This window comes from Thermomicrobiales bacterium (assembly GCA_023954495.1).
In the GTDB taxonomy this organism is placed as follows: Bacteria; Chloroflexota; Chloroflexia; order Thermomicrobiales; family CFX8; genus JAMLIA01.
The window spans coordinates 17778-43750 of the sequence record JAMLIA010000022.1 but is presented as its reverse complement, the minus strand read 5'-3'; the positions used below and the strand labels follow the sequence as shown (position 1 = coordinate 43750).

Here is a 25973-nt window from a genome sequence, read left to right as displayed (position 1 = left end):
CTAGTCTCGGCGCTTGAGGGCGACCCGCTGCTCTCACAGATTCCTGCGGTCAAGAACGGCGCGATCGTGTCGCTGCCCGGCAACGAACCACTGGGTACGGCGTCCAACCCGACCCCGCTCTAGATCCCGTACGTGATCAACGATTACGTCTATCTGATCGCGGCCGCCGTCGCGTCAGCAGATTGACGTTCGCCAGACCACTCAATCGCGGACGACGCAGCGGTGGCCGACGCGCTCATTGCGACCGGCACTGCGGATCCTGTGGAGCGATCGGTCGATGAGCTGTCAGGCGGTCAGCGGCAGCGCGTGTGGATCGCGATGGCGCTGGCGCAGCAAACAGACTTGCTGCTGCTCGACGAGCCGACGACCTTTCTGGATGTCAACCATCAGGTCGAGGTCCTGGATCTCCTGACTGACCTGAACCGCGCGCGCAGCACGACCATCGTGATGGTGCTGCACGATCTTAATCTGGCTGCGCGATACGCCGATCAGCTGATTGCGCTGGTCAATGGCGACGTGTTCGCAGTCGGCGAACCTGCGGAGGTCCTGACCGAGGACATGGTTCGAACGGTGTTCGGACTGGAGAGCCGCATCATCACCGATCCCGTGTCGGGCCGACCGTTGATGTTGCCGCTCGGTCGGCATCGCGTGAATACCTGATCATCCGTCTGACCAACACGCCTCGACAGTTACGCTGCGCTCACGACAACGCCCCGACCAATCACGGTCGGGGCGCTTCTCTCTTCACGTGCTCCGCAGCTACAGGAGTGCGCTCACAGCCATCGTGATGTCTGACTGAAGCCCGTCATCAAACGCGGACGCGACGAAGAGTGTGAACAAGATCCCGCAACAGCAGAAGAGGATGAAGCCGAAGACCGCCAGAATGATCCAGGTCGTGCGCGATTTGCGCCAACCTGTCTGGTTATTCGAGCTGATATCTGCCGGCCACTGCTCCGGCGTGGCCGTCCAGGTTGGTTGCTGCATTGAATCAGAGGGGTTCGGACCTGGTGGCGGCGGTGTCCAACTCTGAGCAGACGCTGCCGACTCTGAAGTCGGTGATTCATCCGGTAGCTCAGATTCGGTCGGCCCCACGATCGGTGCTTGCACCGTCGGCTGATCGGGCTGGCTCGCTGATGTCCCGAGCGCGGCGTCGATTGCGTTCCGGAACGCATCGTCGCTCGCGGGCTGCTCAACAGGCGCTGCTACAGGTGCCGCCACGGCAGCGCCGCAGGTCGGGCAGAAGCGCGCGCCATGCGGCAAAAGCGCGCCGCAGTTGTGACAGACAGCATAGTCGCGTGGTGTCTCGCTCATCTCACAACTCTCTGTCCCGTCGATGACGGCGGATCAAACGGATGCATCGTTCGGTCGCGGCACTTCCTGCCATCGCGACACGCGGGCCAGAGCCACGATGCCAATGAGGATACCGAACCACAGTGTCGCAAATCGGATCAACAATGTCGCTGCCCCGGCCAGGCTACGGGTCATCGCTGGATCGTCGATCGTGAGCAGCAAGAGTGCCGCGACGCTCAGGTCGGCAGCACCGAGTCCGCCGGGCAGCATCGACGCGCCGCCGATCCACGTCGCCGACGCAAAGACGAAGATGCCGGCGGCGACCAGATGCCAACTCGGCTCGATACCAAGCCCGATCAGAACCAGCACAAACGCCAGGCACTCCCCGAGCCAGGACACTGTACCCAATCCAATGGCCACCGCCAGCGGACGCGGTCGCAACAGCTCGCGCATCGAGTCGTACGCTTGCTCGAGGAGGTGCACATACTTGTGCAGGCGCGTTCGCCCGATGCGCTCCAGAATGGCGCGGACCAGACTCTCGCGCTGCAGCAGGATCACGAGCGCCAGCATCGCGATGGCCCCGGCTACCAGGATCTGCCAGCCATGCCGAAAGAAGAGCAATCCGCTCGACGCGAGGATCAGCATCGCGACGCCATCCGACAGGCGCTCAGCAAAGATCACCGGCGCTGTCCGCGCCATCGGAACACCCGACCGGACACGGATCAGGTATGACTTGAGGTACTCGCCCACCTTGCCCGGCGTTAGCGCCATCGTGAACCCGGCGACGAAGATGAGCGCGGAATCGCCGCGCGACAGTGAATTCACGCCCAGCGTTCGCAGGTAGTACTGCCATTTGACAAACCGCAGGACATAGTTGAGAAGTGTCAGGGCGAGGATCGCCGGCACGAAGCGCCAGTCGAAATCGCGGAGCGCGTTGGTGAGGTCGCCAGCGTCGAAGATCAGGAGTATCGCTGCCATGACAGCGACGCCGGCCGCTACGCCAATGAGCAGGCGCGATCGAAGCTGGTCGAACATCAGGCGGGCTGTTTCGCAGAATGCAGATCGCCAGTGCGCTGAAACGTTCCGTGTGCCGGTCGAAATGCTCGTCGATACTCCATATGTCGAAGTATGCCCCGTCGGCCGCTGCACGGCGATCTACTATCCAACAGGCATGAATCTGGAAGGTGGGATTGGTTGAACCCGGAACTGCAACAACGCTATGACGAGTTGCTGTCGCACATTGCCGCGTACGAATCGGTGCTTGTCGCGTTCAGCGGCGGGGTCGATTCGACGCTCGTCCTGCGTGCGGCGCACGATGCGCTGGGGGACAACGCTGCCGCCGCCACCGGCTTGTCCGACACCTACCCGGCTGAGGAAATGCAGGAGGCGCGTGAGATTGCGGCCGAGATCGGCAGCGAGTTCATCTTCGTCCGCACGATGGAGCTGACCGATCCGCGGTACGCCGCGAACAACAGTCAGCGCTGCTTCTTCTGCAAGTCCGAGCTGTACTCGCAACTGGCAGCGGTCGCACGCGAGCGCGGGTTCGCCCACATTCTCGACGGCACGAACGCCGACGATACCGGCGATTTTCGACCGGGCTTGCGCGCAGCTCGCGATCTGGGTGTTCGCAGTCCACTCGCAGACCTCGGATTCACGAAGCGCGAGATCCGGGAACTCTCTGCTGCGCTGAATTTGCGAACGTGGGACAAGCCATCGTTCGCCTGCCTGTCGTCGCGATTTGCCTACGGCGATCCCATCACCGTCGAGAAGCTGCGGGTTGTGGCCAAGGCTGAGTCGGCAATGCGATCCCTCGGCTTTCGCGGGTTTCGCGTGCGGCATCACGAGTCATTGGCACGCATCGAGCTGCCGGAAGCGGACTTCCCACGGGCGCTTGAGCTGCGCGCCGAGATCGTCGAGGCGATGCGCGATGCTGGCTATACCTATGCGGCGCTGGATCTCGCCGGCTTCACATCAGGGAGTCAGAACCTCGTGCTGCGGCCCGCCGTTGTGGCTGCCTCGACAGGCCAGAAATGAGTGCGGTGCCGCATCTCCTGCGGCACCGCACATGAGTATTTACTCGCCCCAGGTCTCACGAAGCACACGCACCCAGTTGCCGTGCGCGATCTTCTGCAGCGCATCATCGTCGTAGCCGCGATCCTGTAGTGCCTGCATGAGCTTTGGCAGACCGGCGGCATCGCGCAGCTCGGTTGGCATCTGCGCACCGTCAAAGTCGGATCCCATCGCGACTCCATCAATGCCGAGCTTTTCGACGAGATGATCGACGTGGTCGACCATGATCGAGAGCGGCATGCTGGCGTCTCTCCCGCCATCGGGGCGCAGGAAGCCGACGTTGAAATTCAGGCCGACGACGCCGCCTGAATCTCGCACGGCGTCAAGCTGCTTGTCGGTCAGGTTGCGCGGGCTCTCGCAAACAACGTGGGCGTTTGAGTGGGTCGCGACCAGCGGAGCATCGCTGATCTTGGCCACGTCCCAGAAGCCCTTTTCGTTCAGATGCGACAGGTCGATCATCACACCGAGTCGATTGCAGTCGCGGACGAGCTGCTTGCCAGCGTCGGTGAGGCCATCGCCGATGTCGGGGCTGCTGGGGAAGCGGAACGGCACGCCCTCGGAGAAGCGATTCTGGCGACTCCAGGTCAAGCCGAGTGAGCGCACACCTGCCTGATAGAAGACCTCCAGCGCATCACCGTTCGTGTCCAGCGGTTCGGCGCCCTCGAAGTGCAGCACCATCGTGAAGACGCCTTCGTCCAGGTTGCGCTGGAGCTCGGCTGCGGTGCGAGCGATGCGGATCTTGCCGTCAGACTCGCGCTCGGCACGGTACAGGCGTGCGAGGTGCGCCATCGCATGCTCCTGCGCATAGCCCAGCTCCATCATTGGCGGTCGATTCGCCGCGTCGAGGTAGCGAGTCATTGCCGCATTGGCCAGCGCTTCCGGGTCGGCATCCGGTTCAACTTCGGGCTGTGGATCAGTGAGAAAGACGGCAAAGAATCCGCCGCCGAGACCGCCTTCTTCAGCGCGTGGCAGGTCAATGTGTCCCTCATCCGATCGCTCGAAGATGGAACGACCACCAGCCATGCTCAGGACGGTGTCGTTATGACCGTCAAAAATCAGTGGGAACTTCCTTGCGCTCACGCGTTCCTCCTCATTGTTTCGATCTCAGTATCCACGCGGCAGAATACCTGCCTTCAGGCTCCGCGTCGAGAGCGTGAAGCGCGATCAGCGCAAACCGTCGATTGCTTGTACAAACCGATCCACTTCCGCCTCAGTGTTGAAGTAGTGCACGGAAGCACGAACCACCTCTGCCAGCCCGCGGTCTTCCATGTCGAGGCGCGTCGATGGTGGTCGTGACACGGTGACATTGATCGATTGCGCCGCAAGGCGCTCCTTGATGTCCTGCCCGCCCACTCCATCAACCGTGAACGAGACGATTCCGCAGCGCTCGACACCGAGGTCGCGTACCGTGACGCCGGCAAGAGCGTCCAGCCCCGATCGCAATCGGTCGGCAAGCACTTGAATTCGCGCCCAGGTTACGTCAACTCCCCAAGCACTTGCGTAGTCCAGCGCCGCGCCGAGGCCGATCTTGGCCGCGTAGTTCGTCTCCCAATTTTCGAATCGTCGGGCGTCTTCACGCACCGTATATGTGTCCGGGGACATCCAGACGGCAGCGTGGTTGTCGAGGAATGGCGGCTCCAGCGTGGGAATCACGTCACGGCGGACGTACAGGAAGCCGGTGCCGCGCGGTCCGCGCAGATACTTCCGGCCGGTCGCAGAGAGCATGTCGCAGCCGATGCGGCCGACATCGACCGGCAATTGCCCGACGGACTGGCAGGCATCCAGCAGGTAGAGAATCCCCGCGTCGCGCGCGATTGCTCCAACCTCCGCGGCGGGATTCACCAGCCCGCCATTTGTCGGCACGTGCGTCATGGCGATCAGCCGAACGCGGTCATCGATCATGTCGCGCAGCGCCGAGACTGAGAGCTGACCGTGTTCGTCGTTCGGCACGGCTTCGACGGTCGCGCCGGTGCGCTCTGCGACCTGCAGTAGCGCTATGAAGTTGCTACCGTATTCAGCGCGAGCGGTCAGGATGCGATCGCCGGGCTGAAACGGAATGCTGTAGAAGGCCATGTCCCACGCCCGAGTGGCATTCTCGATGATGGCAATCTCATCCGGCCTTGCACCAATCAGGTCAGCAGCCGCGTCGTAGACGTGGCCAACACGATCCGCGGCGACTGCAGCGGCCTCATACCCGCCGATGCGTGCCTCAAGCTGCAGATGCTCGATTTGCGCGTCCAGCACCACCTGCGGCATCAGCGACGAACCTGCGTTATTGAAATGCACGACCTCGTCTGCACCCGGCGTTTCTGCACGCGCCCTGGAAGTATCGAACGCCACGTCGCCCCCTGCTCCACTGCGATCACTGTTGATTCCGCACCATTGCGCAATTGTCGGCCAGTGTAATCGGTCGGGAGCAATCGACGGCAGCGTCGCGATTGACGGGTCATCCGCGACGCTGCTAGAGTCCGACACGATCTCGATTCGGCAGCGTTATCGACACTATCAGGGAGGGCTTATGGCCAGCGGACATACATTGAATCTCCACCTGCTCAAACGACTCTGCGAGTCTGCAGGCATCGCCGGACGTGAAGGCACGATTCGCGACATTGTCATCGAGGAGATGCGTCCGCTCGTTGACGACATCTCGGTTGATGCTCTTGGCAACGTCATCGGTGTCAAGAAGGGTACAGGCGGCCCGAGGGTCATGATTCTGGCGCACATGGACGAGATCGGATTTCTGGTCAAGCACATCGATGACCGCGGCTTCATCCGCATCCACCCGGTCGGTGGCTTCGATCCACGGGTGTTACCGGCGCAGCGCGTTCTCGTCCACGGCTATGCCGGCGAGACATTGCTGGGCGTGCTGACGACAGCGGCCAAGCCGATCCACTTGCTCGATCCCGGCGATGTAAAGCCACCGCGCATCGACGAGCTGTACGTCGATGTCGGCCTGTCCGGCGATGAGGTCCGCGCCCTGGTCGAAGTTGGCGACATGGTGACGATGCAGCGCACTGTCGAGCCGCTGGGCAACAACGTCATCGGCAAGGCATTCGACGACCGGATCTGCGTCTTCCAGATGCTGGAGGCACTGCGCACCCTGAGCGAGGCAACATCGGCTGAAATCGTCGCGGTCGCTACGACACAGGAAGAAGTCGGCTTGCGTGGCGCAATCACTTCATCCTACGGCGTTGATCCAGACATCGGTATTGCGCTCGACGTGACGCTCGCGATGGACATCCCCGGCGCAGCCGAACAGGACGCGGTGACGAAGCTCGGCGACGGCGTGGCGATCAAGCTGATGGACTCGTCAACAATCTCCAATTACGCGCTCGTCCAGCATATGCGGGAGGTCGCCCGGAGCGCCGACATTACTCACCAGATGGAGATCCTGCCACGCGGCGGAACCGACGCTGGCGCAGTCCAGCGCACGCGCACCGGTGTCCCGGCGGTCACGCTGTCGATCCCAACGCGCTACGTCCACACCGTCAACGAGATGTGCTCGACTGCTGACATTCAGGCCGCAATCGACTTGCTGACTGCCTATCTGCAGCACGCGCACGAGGGTTCGTATCGGTACGGGGCTAAGACCGATTAACCTCTCAAAGCATGTCGCGCAACCTGCTTTCAGAACTCCGAAAGCGGGTTGCCGGCACGTCGTGGCTGCGCCGACATCGCGCTGCCGCGACGACGCTGAATGACGGCCAGGGCGAGGCGCGGGGTTATCGAGTCGATCAGATCGCGACCAATCAGCAGCCGATCCAACACCCGCGATGGCGATTCCAACAATGGGCATCGTTGTCTCAAACAGTGCAAACTGCAGCCCGACCATCGACACCAGAATGCCGATCGCCGCAAACGACCGTTCGCGTACAGCAGCGTAGACGAATAGCCCGGCGGCGTAGGCGATAAACAACAGATACGCAATAACCAGCAGCATGGCTGTCCTCTCAGACATCGACGTCGTTGTCGAGCTGAGGCGAGTTCCTCAGTGCATTCAGCCTAATCAGCCGACCGCGTATCCGCGTCAGCCATATGGTCGGAATAGGGGGGCCAGCAGACATGGTTGCACCCTGTCCACTTGGGCAGCCACGAGGTCAGGTTGCTCTTTTCCATGACTGATCCTATAGTTCGTACATGTACGTACACAGTGATCAGTCACAATCAGCAGGTTCAGCGGGCAACGAGATGACCATCGCCGATGCTCATCGGCGCTTTATCGACGAGGATTTGCGCCTTTCGCCGCGCTCTCGTCGCACGTACGACTACTCGATCCGCCGCTTCCTGACGATTGTCGAAGATGACTTCGGCCTCGATCCGCAAACCACGCCAGTGACCGACCTTTCGATCGAGCACGTCACTGCGTTTGTCTCGCGGGAGATGCCTCGGGATCTGCGAACTCCGGAAGAAGTCTCGCGAATGCGGACCGTTCAGACGCAGCTCGCTGCTGTGCGGAAGTGGTATGCGTACCTGGCGGCCTACGACTTCCACCCCGATCTGCCCAACGACAAGCTGCGGACACGCGTGCGAGCGATGATGCCGCGGTTTACACCGCCGCCGCCGGATATCCACCTCGACGACATTGAGACAATCGTTGAACACGTCCTTGCGATGCCGCACGCCACGAAGCCGCACCTTGAGCTACGGCGCCTGAAGATCAGGGCGATGATCCTGTTTCTGTATCGAACCGGCGTTCGTGTCTCAGAGCTCTGTGCACTACGGCGACGCGACATTGACCTCGAGCGCGGAGAGGCGTCGATCTACCGCGCCAAAGGCGGCAAGAGCCGAACCGTCTTGTTCGATGCAGCCACAGCCGAGGCGCTCGTCGTTTACTGGACAGCCCGAGGCGATCAGGGCCGGGGAACTGGTGCCTTTCCTGCGTTCTCCGGACGTGACAAACTTGGGGAGCCGGGTCGAAACATTTCGCCCCGCACTGTTGAGCACATTGTCGCCGAACTAAGCACTGCTGCCGGCGTTGAAGCTGAGATCACGCCCCATTCGTTCCGACACGGCCTCGCTTCAGAGCTCGTGCGACGCCGCGTCAGAGAATCGACAGTTCAGACACTGCTGGGGCATGCATCACCGGCGACCACGAGGATCTATGTTCACAAGACGGCCCAGGAGGTCGCAGACGAATATCAGGACGCCTTTGGCGTCTATCGGAAGCCGCCTGGCAGCTGAGACGCTGCTGATGAGCATGCTCGTCATGCTTCTGGTTGGCTGCTCGACGCCACGCATCATTCGTGAGACTCCCGAGGCGAATCCGCCTACACCCACAGCGCTGCCGACAGCGACCGCCGTCGATCTGGCCGCCAGCCCGGTTGCGACACCAACTACCGTTCCCGTAACAGTCGATCGAGTCGTGCTGTCCACACGCGTGGATGACAGTGATGCTCCGCTCGCCGAGACGACGGTCGTGTCGGAAACCGCCCGCCAGATTTTCCTGTGTGTGCACGTGCAGGGACTCCCGCCGGGGACGCCGCTGCGCGCCTACTGGCTGGAGAACGAGCAGATCATCGCCCAGAGCGACGACATGACCATTGAGACACAGGACAGTCCGAGTTGGGTTGCGCTCGCGTATCAACCGCCGTTTGCACTGAAGCCGGACGCCACCTACGCCGTCGAGCTGCTGATCGACAACCAGAAGTTCGATCGATTCCTGTTCCGCGTTGGCAAGGGCGATCCGGCGAAGGCGATCGCCGAGGCCGCGTTTGCGACAGGGTTCGACAACATCGGGAAACCGGTCGGCGTCCGCACCCGATTCCCAGCCGATAGCGAAGAGCTAACATTTCGCGCCCGTGTCTCGCGCATGGTTGAGCCGGACGGCTGGACAGTCACGACGCTCTGGTTCCGTGGCGATGTGCTGATCGATCAGCTCGCTCCCGATCCGACCGAAGACCCACGGATGCTGACGTTCACGCTACGCCCGGATGGCTCGCTGCCCGAGGGCAACTACTCCGTGACGTTGCTGCTGAACGGCGTCGAGGCTCGCACGGTACCGTTCGAAATCACCGAGGCCGGCAGCGTTCCAGTCGAGGAGCCAACTCCAACCGTGACGCCTGCACTGGCGAACGCGGTGCGCATCACCGATCTCGTCGTGACTGACCGCGTGAACCCGCGCACTAATGTGCCGCTCGGCGACGACATCACGATCTGGGATTCGCGGGAAGACGGAACCGCCGATCTGTGGCTCGCGATGGAAGTCGAGAACCTCACCCGCGACGATGTCGTCGAGGTCCGTCTTCATCGGCGTGGAAGTCTCTACTCAAACGAGCGCCTGCCGAGGCAGACCCGCGAAGAGGGCTGGATAGCGGTGCCGCTGAGCGTAGATGTCCCGACGCGCGAGAACGGGCCGGTCGAGTACACGATCACCGTTCTGGTGAACGGCAACCGCACCGAGACGCAGACACTCCTCGTCAACCCAGTCGTTCGCTAGTCCTCGGCGAGGGCGTAGCGTTCGATGAGGTTGGGCATTTCGCGGTGAAACAGGCTGTTCGCAACGACACGAGTAACGTTGGCCTGCTTCGCAGCGCGCAGCACATCAACATCCTTGTGCGGACCAAACACGAGCACCGGCGTTCCAGCGGCGCTGAGCAGACCGAGCGCATCCCAGTCCTCGGCTGATCTGATCGCAGTCCCATCGACAATGACAAGTCGCGCGCTCTGCCCCTGGGACAGTTGATCAACGCCCTTGGCCAACACTGCCTGATACCCGAGGCGCAGTATCGTCGAGCGGACGTTAACCGAAAAGAAGACGTCCGGGATCAGCGCCACGATCACGCCGCGAGATCCCTGGTCTGTCGGTGCTGTGGATGTCATTCGGTGGGCAACTCCAGCTCGTCAACCATGTCGCGCGCGATGTGCAGCCACTGCGGATCAGTGTCGTCTGGCACCGAGCAGCCGTTGGCGAGAATGAACTTGCGGCCTCCAGTCTGGCCGATCGCGTCTTCCGCCTCGCGCCGGATCTCGTTTTCCGGCCCGTTGGAAAGCGCGCCAAATTCGTGCCAGCCACCCATGAGGCACAGGTCCGTCTTCGATCGCGCTTCGGCCAGGCTCGGCCCGGCGAGGCGATCCGACCACGACAATACCTGCACCGGATAGTCGAGTACATCGTCGAAGAACAGGTCACGGTCGCCATGGACATGCAGGACGTTCAGCCAGCTGTCGCGCGCGCCCTGCAGCGCCAGCAGGTCGTACGGTCGCCCCAGCTCGCGATATTCCTCAGGGGTCATCATCGCGCTGGTGCAGCCTTGCAGCGCGAAAAACACGCCGTCTGCTCCAGAATCGACACAATCCTGGATGTGAGCCCGCAGGTTCTCGGCGATGGTTGCCAACGCTTCATGGACCACGCCCGGGTGCTTCCGCGCGTGCTCCAGGAACAGTTCCTTCGTTTCGGTAAAGTGGAGCGCTTCACAGAGCGGCGAGAACACAGTCATGATGATTGGCGTCTCATAGCCGACGGCATCGCGGAGCGCCTGGATGGCAACAGCACGCTGGTGGAAAAAGCGCGACCGGACCATATCCACCGGCTCAACAAGCCGCCAGTCTTCAGGCGCACGCACACTCCGGCGCGGGAACGGATATGGCAGGTCGGGCATGATCTTCAGGATATCGAGGTCGAACTCAGCCTCGAAGAACTCGAGTGTGGCTTCCGCCATCCGACGACCGGAACCTTCCGGCTTGAAGTGATGCCAGAAGCAGACGGGAATGCGGTCCACTTCCTCGCCCATCACTGCGGCCATGACACGTTCTGTCTTCGTCATCTCTTCCATGACCATCGACATCGTTGCGTTCTTCCCTTCCCGGTCGGGATTACCGCCGTCAATCAGGTCAGCCTGTTGCGCTGCGTACGAGATAGATTGCTGAAACCGGATGGCTTCTCACACACCCGCTGCCAGCACAACGTACCACAAAGAACTCGTAGCAAAGGAACCGTAACGGTTCTGTGATTCGTCGCTTATCTAAAGTGCAGTGGTTCCCCACCCACTGCAACCCTCCACCCCCAATACCCTTCCCGTGAAGAACCGCCCCGACGCCAACGTCGGGGCGGTTCATTAACTGTCGCCGTACAATGGCACACGGAACGGGTTGAGGGGGAAGTCGCATGTCGCAGGGTACCAACGCTCCAGTTGTGCGCCGATTTGTCGGCGGACCACTCCACACAATGTGCTACGCACTGATCGTGCCGGGCGTTGGCGCAATCATCATCGACGCACCGCGCGATGCATGGCGCGCCGCGCTAGAGTCCGCCGAAGCCCTGGATGCGCCACTCCGTTTGGCCATTGCGACGCACGGGCACTGGGACCACATCACCGACATGTCGCGTATTCATGACCTTGGTGTCCCCATCGCCGGCAACCCGGCCGATCAGTACATGATGTCCGACCCGCACGGGCAAGGACTGGCACTGCCGTTCATTGTTGAGCCAGTGCGGATCGATCGACCGCTTCGCGAAGGCGAGCGCCTGGCCATTGGCGATCTGGAGATCCATGTGCTGCAGACCCCCGGACACACTCCCGGGAGCATCACGCTCTGGGTACCGTCGCTGGATGTTATGTTCACTGGTGACACCCTGCTGAAGGGTGGGGCCGGTCACACTGCCGAGCCTGGATCATCCATCGAAGCGCTCGGTGTGAGCGTGCGCCGCCTCGCAGCGTTTCCTGAAGCAACAACGATCTACGCCGGACACGGCGGTCCAACGACCATCGGCGACGAATCGTGGCTCGAAACGCTTAGCGATCCGGACGCTCCGCTCGTCCAGTGGCGAGCGAGCAACGAGCGTCGGCAGCGCCCTGCAGTTTCAGAATAGCTTTACAGCAGAGATTCGATCGCCCGCACGAAGAAGACGACATTGGCGAGTTGGGCGATGCACAGCGCAATCGCGACCGGACGCACATCAATTTGTCGGTACGACACAACCATTGGTGGCGCAACCAACGAGCAGAGGACCGCTACCTGAGCGAGGAGTGCGCCGGCCATCAAGCGACCCGGCAACGCAGCAGTCGCCGTCAGCCCAACAATGAGGAGCGCAATCCCGATCGACATGAGGATATCGAACACGAGGACGGCTGCCTCGCCCGACGCAAGATAGCCGCGCGCGATACGGTGCGATCGCTCGGGTGCGCCACGATCAGGCGCGTGAGCGCCCACCGTGCTGGCGAACGCCAGCGCCATCGAGCGCATCGAAAGAACTGTGAGAATCCCCGCCGCTACGAGTGCAACGACACCGAACATGCCAGTTACCGATCCCGTCCGTCCCCCCGGGCCGTCACGTTGACGACCACGTCCCTGCAATCTGTACAACGAACGACGCAGCCAAAGGATGCGGGGCATCGCGGAACGCTGCTGATCGCTGCGGGCTACTTGACGACTCCGGCGATACTGGTACGTTGATGAGGTCGCCGAAAACGCGGCGAATCGTCGTGCGATCAGGTATGCAGCGGGAGCCAGATGTGAGCATTGCTGAGCAAATCGAGCAGTGGATATCGACTGAGGTGAAGCGAGCCGGGGTCAGTGGCGTCGTGCTTGGCCTGAGTGGCGGGATCGATTCTGCAGTTGTGGCCGGCTTGTGCGCCCGCGCGCTCGGCCCGGAGAACGTCCTCGGCGTCATCATGCCGGCGCACTCGTTGCCGCAGGATGCGCGCGACGCGGAGCTCACCGCCCAGGCGTTCGGCATCGAGCAACGCACGGTCGATCTCTCCAGCGTGGTCGATGCGTTCATGCCGTTGCTGCCGGAGGGGACCCAGCTCGCGCGAGCCAACATCAAGCCCCGTCTGCGCATGATCACGCTCTACTATCTCGCGAATACGCTCGGTCGCGCTGTTGTCGGCACCGGCAATCGCAGCGAGCTGATGGTCGGCTACTTCACCAAGTACGGTGATTCGGGCGTCGATCTCCTGCCGTTGGCCGGTATCTACAAGCATCAGGTCTACGACGTCGCGCGCGAGATCGGCGTACCGCAGCCGATCATTGACCGGCAGCCGAGCGCTGGGCTCTGGGAGGGCCAGACCGACGAGGAAGAGATGGGGATCTCCTATGCGGTCCTCGACAGTATCCGCGCTGCGCTCGCCGCCGGTGAAAAGCCCGATGCAGAGCCAGAAGCCGTGCAGAACGTCGAGCGCATGGTGCGCGGCTCCGAGCACAAACGCCAGTTGCCGCCGAAATTCACGCTCGACGAGACCAGCTAAACACGCCCTTCGCGCATTGCGATATTGAGGTCGACCCGATCGAGTCCATCCTGTCGGGGGAAGCGCAACCGCAGCGCCAGAATCGCGACGCCCAGGCTCTGGCCTTCGCTCGATGCAAGCATGCCAACCGGCATTCCTGCTTCCTCCAGTGCCGGCGCGAACTGTGCGTATCGCGCATCCCGAACATCCGGATTCGTCAGCATCTGGCGCGCGTCATCATCACTCACGTCGTCGTACAGCATCTCAAGGCATCGACGCATCCAGCGATATGACGTTGAGCTCGTCACCGTATGTTCACTCCCAGGTTCCGTATATCGGCGTCTGAATGGCCTGCCGCGCGAAGTGGGTCGATCACATCAGTCTCAACGTCTGGAATCGACGCGACAAGCACTGCAGCCTCGCCACTGATAGGCGTCGCGAGCAGGTCGGCCGGCAACACGACACTATCGCCACACCGCAATGCCAGATCACCGATTGTTGCCGAACCTTCGATCACCGTAAGAACGCGGCAAGACTGACCGTCACCCGCAGCAATCCGCGCCGCGCCAACGCGCCAGCGCTCAAGAAGGAAATGGCGACAGGCGACAAGGACCTCCGTCGAGTCGTTCCGATGCAACGGAGTGACGTGCCGAGCGCGGAGATCGGGCGATGCAGCTTCCAGCCCGCGGTCAAGGTGCAGATCGCGCGGACGTCCCCAGTCGTACAATCGATAGGTGACGTCGCTTGCCTGCTGGATTTCATAGAGCAGCACCCCGGCACCGATGGCGTGAACGGTCCCGGCCTCGACGAAGAGCACGTCGCCGCGCCGCACTTCCTCACGGGCGAGTTGAGCCTCAATTCGCGCGATGTCAATTGCGCCGGTGACACCGGTGACAAGACTCCCGCCAACCTCGGACTCCAGAATCAGCCATGCCTCGGTCTTTCCGCGGCTTCCACTCGGGGCTAAGTCATCCGGCGGATGCACCTGAATCGACAGATCCTGCTGCGCGTCGAGCAACTTGACCAGTAGCGGGAATCCACCGACCTCTCCGGTGGCAATGACACCGCGCGATCCGAGAAGCTGTTGGGGGTATCGATCAGACAGCTGACCGAGCGTCATCCCATCGAACCGACCGCCAACGATGTGTGATTCGTTGCCGCTTTCGAGGGATTCACCGATCGGGCCATCGGGCAGGGTCTTGCCGTAGCGTTCCAACCGCCGACCGCCCCAGGGCTTGGGATCGAGCACCGGCTGAAGCCGCAATGCTTCGCCAATCCGAATCTCGTTCGCACGCGCAGACTTCGTCACGAGGGCTCCGTCCACCAGCGCCGGTCAAATCCGGCGTGCTGTGATCTTTGCAGGCGGCGCTCGCCAACGTCAACCACGTTGCCTGCTCCTACGCACTCTGATAGACCTGCCAGTGAGGACGCCTTCGACCGGGACGGTCAAGGCAGAACAGGAGCAATGCATGAATACGCTCAGCGTTCGGATTGACCCGAATCGATGCGTCGGATTTGGCCGTTGCGCGGTGCTCGCGCCGGGCATCATCACCATCGACGAAGACACGAATAAAGCCGTCTACGATCTGGAAGCAGGCGAGACCGCCAAAGCAAAGGAGCTTTTCGCAGCTGCCCGGGCCTGCCCGACACAAGCCATCATGATTGAACAATTCGGCCGCCGACTCTATCCCCAGATCATCGAGCCAATGCCGGCCGACATCGCGAAGGAGATCGCCGCTGCCCTCGCCGAGCAGGAAGCTGCTGAAGACAAGGACAAACGCTAATCATCCTCGTTCTTCGGCACGATCTCGCCGCCGACAATGGCTAACTGGTCGAGGACGAACTGACGCAGCGCATGGGGATCCGGCACAGGATCAAGCAAGGTGCCATGGTCAATGATCGGATTGAGCATCGGCTCGCGCGATGATTCCGCCGGATCGCTGCCCAACGGCAGAACGACATCGAGCAGCGTTTTCGGGTCGCGCCACACTTGCTTTCCGCCACTCATCTTGCCGCGCTTCGATACAGGTCGTCCCTCGATCTCGACGATATCCATACCAAAGTCGATGGTTCGTGCGTTCGCGATGCTGGTGCCGACCCCGTAACCGTCAACGAAGTCGTACAGGTCGGCGACCTCGCGCTCATCCAGTCCGCCGCTGGCCAGCAAGCGCACGTGCTGGAATCCACGCAGATCGAGTTCCCAGCGGACCTCGCGGAGTATCTGAGCGAAGTTCCCGCGACGCGAGCCCGGCGTGTCGAGCCGGACGCCGTTGAGGCGCTCGCCCAAACCTTCGGCAACGCGCAACGCCTCGAACTTCTCATCCTCGAACGTATCGATCAACGCGATGCGCTGCGCACCAGGCTCGATGAGGTCGTCAAAGAGCTGCATTGCTTTGACGGTATCCCCCACGATCAGCATCAACGCGTGCGGCGTCGTACCGGTCGGGTCTTCCCCCAGTTCGCGGGCGCTCTTGACAACGCTCACGCCGTCGCAGCCGCCAATGAACGCAGCGCGCTCGATTACCGGAGCAATGGCCGGGTGCATGCGGCGCGCACCGAAGCTGGCCAGAATACGATCGCGCGCGAAGGTGCGGATGCGGGCGGCCTTCGTTGCGACACCGGACGCCTCGCAGATCAGCCCGAGGATGGCTGTCTCCAGCCGCGCAAACGAGAGGTACGAGCCCTCGATCTCCATGATCGGCTGATGCGGACGGATCACCGTGCCCTCGCGAATGCCGCGCAGATTGATATCGAGCCCGTCGAGCAACGCCAGCACTTCTTCCAGGCCAGCGAAAACCGCCCACGGATAGTTGTGTGGCAAGCCCTTGATCGAGAACTCAGCACGCACGTGCCGGTCCAGATTAGCCTCGCGGATGATCTGCTCAGTGCGAATGAAGTAGACGTCGGTCGTTTCACCGGCGCGAATCTCATCAATGGATGCCTGATAGAAGCGGGGTTTCCGCAGCTCGCCCATGGTTGCCCTCTCGACCCCTCACGTCCGCCGGAATGCCCGGCATGCAGATCCTACGCGATTGAATTGACGGGCGCGACCCGCCAACGATAGAGTGTACGTACATATGTGGAGACGCGGACCGAGGACAGGGGATGACATGGAGCCGACAACCGGAGTTCTGAGCCGCCAGGATATTGAGGCGCTCCTCGAATCGACGCCACCTCTGCTTGAGGGTCTCATCGACGTGGACGACCAGTTGCAAGCGAATGGCATCGACATCACGCTCGATACGGTCTCCCGATTTCAGGGTGCGGGACTGCTGGGACTGACCAGTGCAAACCGGGTGCTGCCCGACACTGAAGACATCGCGTATGGCGCAGATGACAGCCTGTTTCTGGCACCCGGCGCGTATCAGGTGCGATTCAACGAGACAGTAAACCTGCCGCCATGGTTGATGGCGTACGCCCGCCCGCGCTCCAGCCTGTTGCGATCAGGCGTTGCGCTTCACACAGCGGTTTGGGATGCGGGGTATTCCGGACGCGGGATGTCGCTGCTGGTCGTCTACAATCCGGCCGGCTTCACGGTCGTTCGCAACGCGCGCATCTGCCAGCTGGTGTTTCACGGCCTGACCGCGTCAACAACGGCGACGTACGCTGGCGCGTACCAGTTTGAAGGTGCGCGCAAGCCCTGACGCGTCTCATGCCCTAGGGGCCGGGGACAAGCTCGACCGATTCCTGAATCCAGACAGAGTCATTCAACGCACGCCGCATCTGCTCCTCATCGTTGAAGGTGGAGCCGATGTGGCGTGCGTCGAACGTCAATGAGACTGCGGCATCGCGGAACGGCCAGGGGTCCAGCCTTAGACGTTCTCGCCCATTCTCCGGGAGAACTCGGATCGAAGATGCTTCTCCGTCCGACGGAACCTGATTGAACGAGCGCTCATCGCGGATTCCGCCGCAGATGGCCAGCGACATCGCATCCCACAGCGCGACGTACTGACTATTGACCGCCAACTGCTCGGCCTCCACCGACGCTGCAGTCGAGGGCTCGGCTCGCAGCGAATCGATCAACGCACCCTGCCGAGCTGCTTCGTCAGCCAGGAACTCGCGAATTAACGCCGCGTCGCCCTCGGGCAGAGAACTCAGATCGCGCGACCCGTAGAGTCGCGTGCCGTGCATCGACGTGAGCAGCGCCGGATATCGACCGAACGCGAGCGCGCGCTGCGCAGCGGTGCGCCACATCCCGATATGCACGGTAACAGACAATTGCAGGAACGTGTGCGGCAGCCCAGTCTCCGGGTTCAGTGTCGGGGATGATTCCCAGTCGAGCCAGCCGATGTCGTGGAGAAGTGTTCCGGCGACGACGCCATCTCGCGGCGTGACCGGGGCGGCCCACTCGGCGTCCCAAGCCGCAGCGATCTGCGCCGAAAGACGCGCATGAGCGGGCTGCGTGATCGCTATCCAGCCGGTGTCGACCTTGCGTAACAGCATGTGAATCCCTCCTCGTCAGACGATGCGATTCCGATACGCCCATGCCGCCGCCTGTGTCCGACTCTCTGCGCCGATCTTTGTGTAGACATTGGTCAGATGACGGGCCACTGTCTTGACGCTAATGAACAGCGTGTCGGCGATCTCCTGATTCGAGCGTCCCGACGCAACGAGTCGCATGACCTCCAGCTCCCGCGCCGTGAGTGGGTGCGAGATTTCCGGCGTAGCTTGCATCGGTTTCGGCATGAGGTCGGGCCAGCGAGGCTCGATGATGCGCAGGAAATCCGCCAGATATGGTGCGGCGCTGGCCGTCTCGTCCCAGAGGGTCGGGTCGGAAATGCGGCTGAGCACTGTCGCGGCGAGCTCGGCCGGATCGCGCGCAGCATCGCGTGCCTCGCGCTCATGCCCGGTTGCCAGCAGTGACGCGACGAGGGCAGTCCCGGCCGCGAGGCGCAGCCAGACAAACGGAGTGCGGCGCTCGGTCAGGCGTGCCGCAGCGGCGGCGGCGTGGCCGACAGCCGAACGTCCATCCTCACTAACCAGCGCCATGCGAGACAGCGCAAGGTCCAGCTGGATGTCCCAGATGGTGCCGGACGACAGGCCCACGGCCCCGCGCAACTCGCCCTCAGCCAGCGCCCGCGCCTCGTCGATGTGCCTGTTGGCCTCCAGAGCTTCAACGAGCAGCGCTTCAACCTGGCCCGTCGTCGCGCCACGACGATTGCCTTCATCCGATGCAGCTTGCCGTGCAAGGTGCGTCGCGCGGGTAGTGTCGCCCATTGCGAGATGCGCGCGGACCCTGGCCGCCAAAGCCTGCCAGTGCAAAAGGCTGTCGGCGCTCGGATGAGCCGCGAGCTGATCGAGCGCAGCGAGCGCACGCTCCGCATGCTCGAGGGCGCGCGCACCCCGCCCAACCAGCCAATTGCACTCTGACAGCGCGATCTCGACCATCGCGCCGACGCGAGGATCGCGTGATTCATCGGCCCACCGGCGAGCCTGTGCCCCACGTTCGAGCGCCAACTCGTACCAGCCTTTCGTTCGACAGTAGAGCTGAGTCGAAAGGAGCGAGAGCGCCTCCGCACGCGGCTGGTCGGTGGCACCAACGATCCGGTGCTCGGCAGCACGCAACCGGCGGATCTCTTCGAGAAATGAGACGAAGCGGTCTGAGTTGCCACTAGTTGGGCGGTCAGCTTCGATGTTCCGGCGATAGGCGAGCGCGATCAGGATCGTTGTCTCGCCGCGTCGGTCTTTCGCCAGGCGGTAAACATCCAGCGCTGCCCGCAGCCTCTCGTGCGCGACACGTCGCTCCAGCAATCCACGATCAGCCAGCGCCGCCTCCACGACACCAAGCTCTTGAAGCAGCGATCCTCTGATGCTGGTCGGCGTCTCGGGAACAAGAAACAGGGCGCGATGAAACGCACTGCGTGCTCGCTGCAGACCATCAACGGCGCACCGCACCGGCGCTGGTTCTCCAATCGACCTGCCGATAGCCGCTTCGCCAACAGCAATCCAGAGCTGCGCCGTCTCATCGATCTCCTCGTCGTCGGCCAGACCTGCGAGCTGTGCGGCGAGCTTCTTCGCTCGGTCGAGCGCACCTCCAGCGACCATTCCACGTGTGGCACGCACGAGCAGCTCGGAACGTCTGGATGCTGTTGCCGCTTCGATCGCCAGGCGTTCCAGAATCTCGGCGCTCGACTGCCGCGCGGTGGGATCGCCAACGACGGCCACGTAGGTGTCACGTTCAATCGCCAGCGCTATCTGCTGATCAGCTCGTGCTGGACGTTCGATTGGGTCGCCCGGCGGCATGCTGCTGAGCAAGTCAATCGCAACGTCAATCCATTGCACGGCATCTTCCCAGGCGTGGATATCGGCGGCGGCCCGTGCAGCGCGACGAGCCGCGTGAACGCCGACAAGTGGGTCACGACCTCGAATCGCGTGATACGCGACGCGCTCTACCTGTTCTCCATTCGCAGTTGTCGCTTCAAGGACGGTCGCGGCGGCATCGTGGATCGATCGTCGCGTGCCGTGCCCGGTACCGGCGTACAGGCGATCCCGATACAGCTGATGGCCAAATCGGCTTGCGGTCGAGTCTGCGCGCGTATCTTCAAGAATAAGCCCCAGCTCTGCGCTGCGAGCGAGCGCGTCGTCGATGTGTTCCGCCAGATGCGGCGCGCAGAGATCGACAACCGCTCTCAGTGTTCCGTCTTCGATGTCTGACCCGAGCACTGCCGCAACCTCAAGCACATCGCGGTGTGTGTCGCCCAGACGGTCCAACCGTTGATCCAGCAGGGCTCGAATGTTTAGGGGCATGCCTTCAATCTGCGCTGCGTCGGCATGCCACTGCCCATTCCTGCGCGTCAGCAGGTCGGAGCGCTGCAAATGGCTTATCAGCTCTACGACGTAGAGCGGCACACCTTCGGACTGTCGCTGAATCTCGTCGCTCAGCGCGGCCACCTCGTCAGACGACGTCCCGAGGTGCGTCGCGACGATTGAGCGCGTCGCGTCATCGGGTAGTCTCCGTAACGGAACCAACCGACACACCGGGTCGGACGAAACCTGACTGATGAAGCGATCGCCGGCACCGGTCACCCGCGGGTCATCACCGCGGTAGGCGACAACGAGCGTCACAGGCACATAACGAACGGTTCGGATCAAGCGCCGCAACACCGAGGCGCTCGACTCGTCAAGCCACTGCACGTCATCGATCAGGATCGCAACCGGCTGACCCGCACTGCGTGCTCGAATCACCCGCGCGATGTAATCGGTGGCAGCCAGGCGCAGCTCCGGCTCGGTCGCCTCGCGCGGCAACCGGCGCAGATGCTCAGCAAGCGATTCCGAGTGCTCTTCGAGACCCGCCGATTGCCCAAGCTCGGCGACTACCTGTTGCAACGGAGCAAATGCAACCGGCATCGACTCTTCGTCGCAGACAGTCCGCACTGTCTGAAAGCCCCGCGCAACGGCCAGCGTCTCGATAGCATCCAGTAGCCGCGACTTGCCGATGCCCGGCTCGCCGGTCAGTACCATGACGCGCAACTGACCAGCAGCCGATGCACCAAGGACGGCTACTGCATCAGCTAGCTCGCGCTCACGGCCCGGTAACTGCGGAGTTGTCGCTGGCACTGTCATGGATACAGCTGCTCGCCGTCATCGGCCTCAATGATGATCGCTTCAGTCGGACACAATTCGGCCGCCAGCCAGACGAGGTCAGCACTCATTTCGCGAATCTCTAGCAGGCGCGCCTTGCCGTCCGCGTCCAGCGCGAAGATCGACGGAGCAGTTACGACGCAGTTCTCTGCACCCACACACTTGTCGCGATCTATACGCACTCGCATAGCGGGACCTTCTCCGTTCGAGCAAGCAGCAATCCGGAACAGTCCGATTGTAGCCGTGCACAGGAATATCTCAGTTGTGCAGCGAGTCACAAACGATAGCGGCACTGCTAGACTTACGCCAACAATATCCGAACTTCGAGAGACGCTCGGTCGAGCAAGCCCGAAGGGACGCCAATTACGGATGAGAACGCGAACCCGTGCTGCTGGTATGCTCACGATTCTGGTGATGCTGGGAATGCTGGTCGCTGCGTGCGGCGGTGATTCGGATCCTACATCGACGCCAGTAGCGGATTCGACCGCGACGACTGCTTCCTCTACCGACGCGACTGCCGACACATCGACACCCGCCGAACTGACTCCCGTGACAGTCGGATTCATCCCGGTGCTGATCTACGCGCCGGTCGCTCTCGCGCACGACAAGGGCTACTTCGAGGAATACGGCCTCGATGTCAACCTGGAGCCACTTGCCGGTGGATCTGACATGGTCGTCCTGACTGCCAACGGCGACTTTGACATCGGCATCGGTGGGACCGGGCCAGCTTTCTTCAACGCCGTAGCGCGCGGCATCGATCTAAAACTCATCTCGCCGCTGCACTTCGAGCGCGGTGAGGCAGCGACGCCGCTCGTCGTCTCCAAGGAACGCTACGACAGCGGCGAGTTGACCACACCGGGTGACCTGGAGGGCAAGAAGGTTTCGGTGAATGCGCGCGGCGCGACTGAGTACTGGCTCAACGCCGCATTGGAAACAGATGGATTGACTATCGGCGATGTCGATCTCCAGACGCTCCCATTCCCGGACGTGCCGGCGGCGCTGGCGTCCGGCGCGCTCGATGGCGCGATGCTCGGTGAGCCGATCGCTACGCAAGCCGAGCAGCAGGGGTTGATCGTTCGCCTCGACGCGAATTTCCCGGAGAACTTCCAGCCGACATTCGTGTGGGTCAATCCGGATTTCGCCGCTGATTCTCCCGACCTGGTGACCGGCTTCATGGCCGGCATGCTGCGCGGCTGCCGCGATCTGTGGGGTGACGACTGGGACAGCGACGAGAACCTGGAGATCCTGGAAGCCCATACGAATGTGCCGCCGGACCTGATTCGCGAGGCGTCGCGCACCTATTGCGAACCGAACGGCGACATCCACGCAGACGATCTCGCCACCTTGCAGACATTCTTCGCTGATCGCGGCCTGCTCGAATACGACGAACCGCTCGATGTCAACTCGCTGATCGACCGCTCGTTTGCCGAAAATGCAGTTAAGGAAATCGGCGTCGCCACTGAACAATAACCACCGGAGGGACGATGTACTCGCCGGATAGCGCGAGCCACAAAGTCAATATCAGCAGTCTGGAGGTGACCTTTCCACTCGCGCGCTCGGTGGTCACCGCGATTGACAACGTCTCGCTGGCGATTCCGGAGAGTCAGTTCTGCGCAATCGTTGGCCCGTCCGGCTGCGGGAAGAGCACGCTACTCAGAGCTGTGTCCGGTTTGGTTTCGCCGACCGCTGGCAGCATCGCGATTCAGCGCAACTCGGATGACAAGCCGCTGAGAGCGATGGTCTTCCAGGGCCGTTCCGTCTTCCCGTGGATGACCGTACTCGACAACGCCGCCTACGGCCTGGCGATGCGCGGCGTTTCGCGCGAGGAGCGCGAAGCGATTGCAGAGCGGTTACTCCGTCAGGTCGGGCTCGGCGAGTTTCTGTATGCCTATCCCTCGCAGCTCTCAGAAGGCATGCGGCAGCGCGTCGCAATCGTCCGGGCGTTCGCTGTTGATCCCGAGCTGTTGCTTATGGACGAGCCGTTCGGCGCACTGGATGAGCAGACACGCCTGATCCTGCAATCCGAGCTCCTTCGCATCTGGGAGGAGAGCGGCAAGACGGTGATGTTCGTGACGCACTCAATCGACGAAGCGATGATTCTGGCGGACCGCATCATTGTCCTGAGCTCGCGCCCCGGCACGATCAAGGCGGACATCGATGTTCCGTTCGCCCGACCACGCTCGATCGAGACCGTGCGCTCCGACCCGACGTTCGCAACGCTATTTCTGCACATCTGGTCGCTCCTGCGCGATGAATCTGCCGCGCCACCGACGGCGGTGGCGTCATGAGAGGCGCTGAGAGCCGTCGCTGGCTGGGATTCATCCTGGCCCTGCTCGGGCCGGTTGTCGTGCTTGTGACGTGGGAAATCCTGGCCCGAACACAAACGATCAACCCGCTCTTCTTCCCGCCGCCGACATCGCTCGAAACGACAGCACGAAAGCTGATTTCGTCCGGGCAGCTGTGGGACGATCTGCGGATCAGCATGCTACGGGTCGCGGCCGGGTTCGTCATCGCCGCCGTGCCCGGAGTTTTGATCGGTGTGCTGATGGGGTTGTGGTGGCCGGTGCGTGCTGTCGTGTCACCGATCGCAGCAGCGTTCTTCGCAGTTCCAAAGATCGCCATTCTGCCGCTCGTCATCATCATCTTCGGCATCGGCGAGACTTCGAAGGTCGCGATGGTTGCTGTCAGCGTCCTGTTCATGGTCGTGCTGTCGACAATGAGCGCAGTCCTGGAGATCGAACAGGGGTACTTCGATGTCGCACGCGACGCGGGCGCGAGTGTGTTGCAGCGTATTCGCACGGTCGCGGTTCCTGCAGCACTGCCGGGGATCTTCTCCGGTCTGCGCCTCGCGCTCGGGTTCTCGTTGCTGGTGATCGTCGGCACCGAGTTCCTCGCCGCGAAGAATGGCATCGGCTACCTGATCTGGAACTCGTATCAGACGTTCGCGATCGAGAAGATGTATGTTGGACTGATCGTCACTGGCATGCTCGGCTGGCTACTGAATCTCGTCATGGACGAAGTCGAACGGGTCGCGATGCCGTGGCGCGCGCCCGAGCGACGCCGCTTCAGCATTCCGGTGCCGCAGGCTGTCCGCAACTGGTTCATGGCGACGCGGCCCTTCTCCTTCACCGCCTCAATCATCCCGGCGTTGCTCGGCACGCTCCTCGCCTCGATCGACGGCGCATTCTCGCTGAGCCTGTTCGTGATGGTCATTCTGGCCTCGCTGCTCGTTCACGCAGGCAGCAACCTCGTAAACGACTATTACGACTTCCGCAACGGCGCAGACAAGCCGATCTCACGCGGCAACGGCGGCTTCATCCAGCGCGGCCTCATAAGCCCAAAAACTATCCTGTGGTTCGGTCTGGCGCTCTTTGCCATCGCAACCATCATCGGGCTCCTCATCGTCGCCCGAGTCGGATGGCCGGTCCTGCTGTTTGCGATTCCCAGCCTTCTGGCCGCGTACCTCTACACCGGCGGCCCCAAGCCTCTGGGATATGTCGCGCTTGGCGAGGCGACCGTCTTCATCTTCATGGGTCCAGTGCTGGTCGTTGGTGCGTATTATGTGCAGGCGCAGTCCATTTCCTGGGAGGCGGTCGCGCTGTCGATCCCGGTCGGATTGCTCGTGACGGCCATCCTGCAGGCTAATAACATCCGCGACATTCGCGACGACACCGACGCCGGCAAGCGGACGCTAGCGACGTACATCGGCTACCGCTGGGCGCGACGCGAATATGTCGCGCTCCTCGTCGGTTCCTACATCGCTGTCGCCCTCGTCGCCCTCGGCGGTCTGCTGCCGGCCGGTATCCTGATCGTGTTTCTCACCATCCCGCGCGCAATCGAGCTTGTGCGCATCGTCATGCACCGGCAGGACGTCGGCACGCTCAATACCGCATTACGCAAGACGGCAGGCTTGCATCTGCAGTTCGGTGCGTTGATGTCGGTCGTTCTGCTCGTCGCTGCGGTCCGGTAGCCGCTGCCACGCGCTGCGCTCAATCCTCGCGCGGCACCAGCCAAAATGAGAAATCCCCGAAGTCGAAGACATCGTGATCCGGGTGGCGGCTGTCCGGCGCACGCCCGGCCCAGACCTGCTCATACGCCTCGTGCATCCCCACCACTTCGTCCGGTCTGAGCGGCACACGGTTGTGAGACGGATAGACGTGGTCGACGATTGCGGCCAATTCAGCGAGCAACTGCAGTGAATCGCGATACTGCGACGGATCGCTACCCTCACGATAGGCGAACATCGGTCCGGCGTAGACTGCGTCGCCGGGAAACAGCACCCTGGCTGCGCGATCAAGAAACGTGAGTCCACCCGATGAGTGCCCCGGCGTGTGGAACACCTCGATCACGCGACCACCGAGGTCGATTTCGTCACCGGCAACCAGCGGCATCGCCCAATCAACGCCGTCGATGCTGGCCGTCGTAGCATCGAAGCCTTCGGGGAGCGCGCCGCGCATGTATTCCGGTTCGCACCACTTGCGGAGCTTCTCGTTGGGATAGCCAAGCGCCAGGTCTTCGGCCTCGGATGGATGGACCATGACACGCTGGTACGCACTGCTGGCCCCGATGTGATCGAAGTGCGCGTGGGATTGCAGGACGATCGGCGCGCGATCCGTCAGGCTGGAAACAACCGCTGCGAAGTCTCCAACTCCCATGCCGGTGTCTATGATAGCGACGTCGGTATCACCCTCGATCAGGTACGACTTCACGTCCTCGTAGTGCAGCGGCTCGCCGATCATCGTCACTCCGCTATCAAACCGCCGTACGTCGAACCACCCCTGCATCAGGTCGCTCATGAGTTCCACCCGTCCGTTCTCTTGTAGCTGGGATATGTTGCATCCAGACGCCAGAAGACTAGGAGTCGGC

At 62.3% G+C, this 25973-nt stretch carries 27 protein-coding genes; 12 read left to right on the top strand and 15 right to left on the bottom strand.

The annotated features are described in order from the left end of the window. Window positions 1-222: 222 nt before the first annotated feature. The gene (locus tag M9890_06445; protein MCO5176595.1) at window positions 223-660 is read left to right on the top strand and encodes an ABC transporter ATP-binding protein; all 438 of its coding nucleotides are present in this window, start codon (window positions 223-225) and stop codon (window positions 658-660) included. 99 nt (window positions 661-759) lie between these two features. Here the strand turns inward: M9890_06445 and M9890_06440 are convergent, their stop codons facing one another. Beyond that, the gene (locus M9890_06440; protein ID MCO5176594.1) at window positions 760-1311 is read right to left on the bottom strand and encodes a zinc ribbon domain-containing protein; all 552 of its coding nucleotides are present in this window, start codon (window positions 1309-1311) and stop codon (window positions 760-762) included. A gap of 33 nt (window positions 1312-1344) precedes the next feature. Continuing rightward, entirely contained in the window at window positions 1345-2325 is a 981-nt protein-coding gene (locus M9890_06435) for a flippase-like domain-containing protein (GenBank protein ID MCO5176593.1), read from the bottom strand. A 159-nt stretch (window positions 2326-2484) separates the two neighbouring features. On the opposite strand from M9890_06435, the gene larE reads away from it, so the two are divergent. Beyond that, window positions 2485-3324 (top strand): ATP-dependent sacrificial sulfur transferase LarE, encoded by an 840-nt coding sequence (gene larE, locus M9890_06430; GenBank protein MCO5176592.1) that lies wholly within the window; start codon window positions 2485-2487, stop codon window positions 3322-3324. Between the two features lie 39 nt (window positions 3325-3363). Here larE and M9890_06425 read toward each other — a convergent pair whose 3' ends face one another. After that, the gene (locus M9890_06425; GenBank protein MCO5176591.1) at window positions 3364-4440 is read right to left on the bottom strand and encodes a dipeptidase; all 1077 of its coding nucleotides are present in this window, start codon (window positions 4438-4440) and stop codon (window positions 3364-3366) included. 84 nt (window positions 4441-4524) lie between these two features. After that, window positions 4525-5700, bottom strand: coding sequence for an aminotransferase class V-fold PLP-dependent enzyme (locus M9890_06420; protein ID MCO5176590.1), 1176 nt, complete (start codon window positions 5698-5700; stop codon window positions 4525-4527). Window positions 5701-5878: 178 nt separating this feature from the next. On the opposite strand from M9890_06420, the gene M9890_06415 reads away from it, so the two are divergent. Beyond that, entirely contained in the window at window positions 5879-6958 is a 1080-nt protein-coding gene (locus M9890_06415) for a M42 family metallopeptidase (GenBank protein MCO5176589.1), read from the top strand. Between the two features lie 29 nt (window positions 6959-6987). Here M9890_06415 and M9890_06410 read toward each other — a convergent pair whose 3' ends face one another. Beyond that, window positions 6988-7146, bottom strand: coding sequence for a hypothetical protein (locus M9890_06410; protein MCO5176588.1), 159 nt, complete (start codon window positions 7144-7146; stop codon window positions 6988-6990). 402 nt (window positions 7147-7548) lie between these two features. Between M9890_06410 and M9890_06405 the strand changes: the two genes are divergently transcribed. Both M9890_06405 and M9890_06400 read left to right on the top strand, forming a co-directional pair. Then, window positions 7549-8541 carry a tyrosine-type recombinase/integrase gene (locus M9890_06405; protein MCO5176587.1) on the top strand — a complete coding sequence of 331 codons (993 nt, stop codon included), beginning with the start codon at window positions 7549-7551 and terminating at the stop codon, window positions 8539-8541. Further along, a complete protein-coding gene (locus M9890_06400; GenBank protein ID MCO5176586.1) occupies window positions 8510-9796 on the top strand; it encodes a hypothetical protein in 1287 nt (428 codons plus the stop codon). Before M9890_06405 ends, M9890_06400 begins: the two co-directional genes overlap by 32 nt. Here M9890_06400 and M9890_06395 read toward each other — a convergent pair. Continuing rightward, window positions 9793-10179: a hypothetical protein gene (locus M9890_06395; protein ID MCO5176585.1), complete on the bottom strand. Its 387-nt coding sequence runs from the start codon at window positions 10177-10179 to the stop codon at window positions 9793-9795. The genes M9890_06400 and M9890_06395 overlap by 4 nt on opposite strands. Continuing rightward, a complete protein-coding gene (locus M9890_06390) occupies window positions 10176-11144 on the bottom strand; it encodes a uroporphyrinogen decarboxylase (GenBank protein MCO5176584.1) in 969 nt (322 codons plus the stop codon). Before M9890_06390 ends, M9890_06395 begins: the two co-directional genes overlap by 4 nt. A 320-nt stretch (window positions 11145-11464) precedes the next feature. Here M9890_06390 and M9890_06385 point away from each other — a divergent pair, with 320 nt between their 5' ends. Further along, the gene (locus tag M9890_06385) at window positions 11465-12169 is read left to right on the top strand and encodes an MBL fold metallo-hydrolase (protein MCO5176583.1); all 705 of its coding nucleotides are present in this window, start codon (window positions 11465-11467) and stop codon (window positions 12167-12169) included. Window positions 12170-12171: 2 nt separating this feature from the next. Here the strand turns inward: M9890_06385 and M9890_06380 are convergent, their stop codons facing one another. Beyond that, on the bottom strand, window positions 12172-12594 hold the full coding sequence (locus tag M9890_06380; protein ID MCO5176582.1) for a hypothetical protein: 423 nt from the start codon (window positions 12592-12594) through the stop codon (window positions 12172-12174). A 218-nt stretch (window positions 12595-12812) separates the two neighbouring features. Here M9890_06380 and M9890_06375 point away from each other — a divergent pair, with 218 nt between their 5' ends. Then, on the top strand, window positions 12813-13547 hold the full coding sequence (locus M9890_06375; GenBank protein MCO5176581.1) for an NAD+ synthase: 735 nt from the start codon (window positions 12813-12815) through the stop codon (window positions 13545-13547). Here M9890_06375 and M9890_06370 read toward each other — a convergent pair. Next, window positions 13544-13834, bottom strand: coding sequence for a hypothetical protein (locus M9890_06370; GenBank protein ID MCO5176580.1), 291 nt, complete (start codon window positions 13832-13834; stop codon window positions 13544-13546). The genes M9890_06375 and M9890_06370 overlap by 4 nt on opposite strands. Next, window positions 13831-14835 carry a class I mannose-6-phosphate isomerase gene (locus M9890_06365; protein MCO5176579.1) on the bottom strand — a complete coding sequence of 335 codons (1005 nt, stop codon included), beginning with the start codon at window positions 14833-14835 and terminating at the stop codon, window positions 13831-13833. The genes M9890_06370 and M9890_06365 overlap by 4 nt, the downstream gene beginning before the upstream one ends. 160 nt (window positions 14836-14995) lie before the next feature. Here M9890_06365 and M9890_06360 point away from each other — a divergent pair, with 160 nt between their 5' ends. Next, complete coding sequence (locus M9890_06360; GenBank protein MCO5176578.1) at window positions 14996-15310, top strand: ferredoxin; 315 nt, start codon at window positions 14996-14998, stop codon at window positions 15308-15310. Here the strand turns inward: M9890_06360 and M9890_06355 are convergent. Continuing rightward, on the bottom strand, window positions 15307-16500 hold the full coding sequence (locus tag M9890_06355) for a nicotinate phosphoribosyltransferase (protein MCO5176577.1): 1194 nt from the start codon (window positions 16498-16500) through the stop codon (window positions 15307-15309). The two genes, M9890_06360 and M9890_06355, sit on opposite strands and share 4 nt — an antisense overlap. 136 nt (window positions 16501-16636) lie before the next feature. On the opposite strand from M9890_06355, the gene M9890_06350 reads away from it, so the two are divergent. Beyond that, a complete protein-coding gene (locus M9890_06350; protein MCO5176576.1) occupies window positions 16637-17170 on the top strand; it encodes a deoxyuridine 5'-triphosphate nucleotidohydrolase in 534 nt (177 codons plus the stop codon). A gap of 13 nt (window positions 17171-17183) precedes the next feature. Here M9890_06350 and M9890_06345 read toward each other — a convergent pair whose 3' ends face one another. Genes M9890_06345 through M9890_06335 form a run of 3 tightly spaced genes read right to left on the bottom strand, consistent with a single transcriptional unit; the run spans window position 17184 to window position 21265 of the window. Beyond that, window positions 17184-17969: a DUF3891 family protein gene (locus tag M9890_06345; protein MCO5176575.1), complete on the bottom strand. Its 786-nt coding sequence runs from the start codon at window positions 17967-17969 to the stop codon at window positions 17184-17186. A 15-nt stretch (window positions 17970-17984) separates the two neighbouring features. Further along, window positions 17985-21089 carry an AAA family ATPase gene (locus M9890_06340; protein ID MCO5176574.1) on the bottom strand — a complete coding sequence of 1035 codons (3105 nt, stop codon included), beginning with the start codon at window positions 21087-21089 and terminating at the stop codon, window positions 17985-17987. Next, window positions 21086-21265 carry a ferredoxin gene (locus M9890_06335; protein ID MCO5176573.1) on the bottom strand — a complete coding sequence of 60 codons (180 nt, stop codon included), beginning with the start codon at window positions 21263-21265 and terminating at the stop codon, window positions 21086-21088. The genes M9890_06340 and M9890_06335 overlap by 4 nt, the downstream gene beginning before the upstream one ends. Before the next feature lie 211 nt (window positions 21266-21476). Between M9890_06335 and M9890_06330 the strand changes: the two genes are divergently transcribed. The 3 genes from M9890_06330 to menA all read left to right on the top strand — a co-directional run bounded on the left by M9890_06330 (window position 21477) and on the right by menA (window position 25077). Beyond that, window positions 21477-22577, top strand: a complete 1101-nt coding sequence (locus M9890_06330; GenBank protein ID MCO5176572.1) for an ABC transporter substrate-binding protein — start codon at window positions 21477-21479, stop codon at window positions 22575-22577. 65 nt (window positions 22578-22642) lie between these two features. Continuing rightward, window positions 22643-23395, top strand: a complete 753-nt coding sequence (locus M9890_06325; protein ID MCO5176571.1) for an ABC transporter ATP-binding protein — start codon at window positions 22643-22645, stop codon at window positions 23393-23395. After that, window positions 23392-25077, top strand: a complete 1686-nt coding sequence (gene menA, locus M9890_06320; GenBank protein MCO5176570.1) for a 1,4-dihydroxy-2-naphthoate octaprenyltransferase — start codon at window positions 23392-23394, stop codon at window positions 25075-25077. Before M9890_06325 ends, menA begins: the two co-directional genes overlap by 4 nt. A 19-nt stretch (window positions 25078-25096) precedes the next feature. Here menA and M9890_06315 read toward each other — a convergent pair whose 3' ends face one another. Continuing rightward, the gene (locus M9890_06315; GenBank protein MCO5176569.1) at window positions 25097-25903 is read right to left on the bottom strand and encodes an MBL fold metallo-hydrolase; all 807 of its coding nucleotides are present in this window, start codon (window positions 25901-25903) and stop codon (window positions 25097-25099) included. Between the last annotated feature and the right edge of the window lie 70 nt (window positions 25904-25973).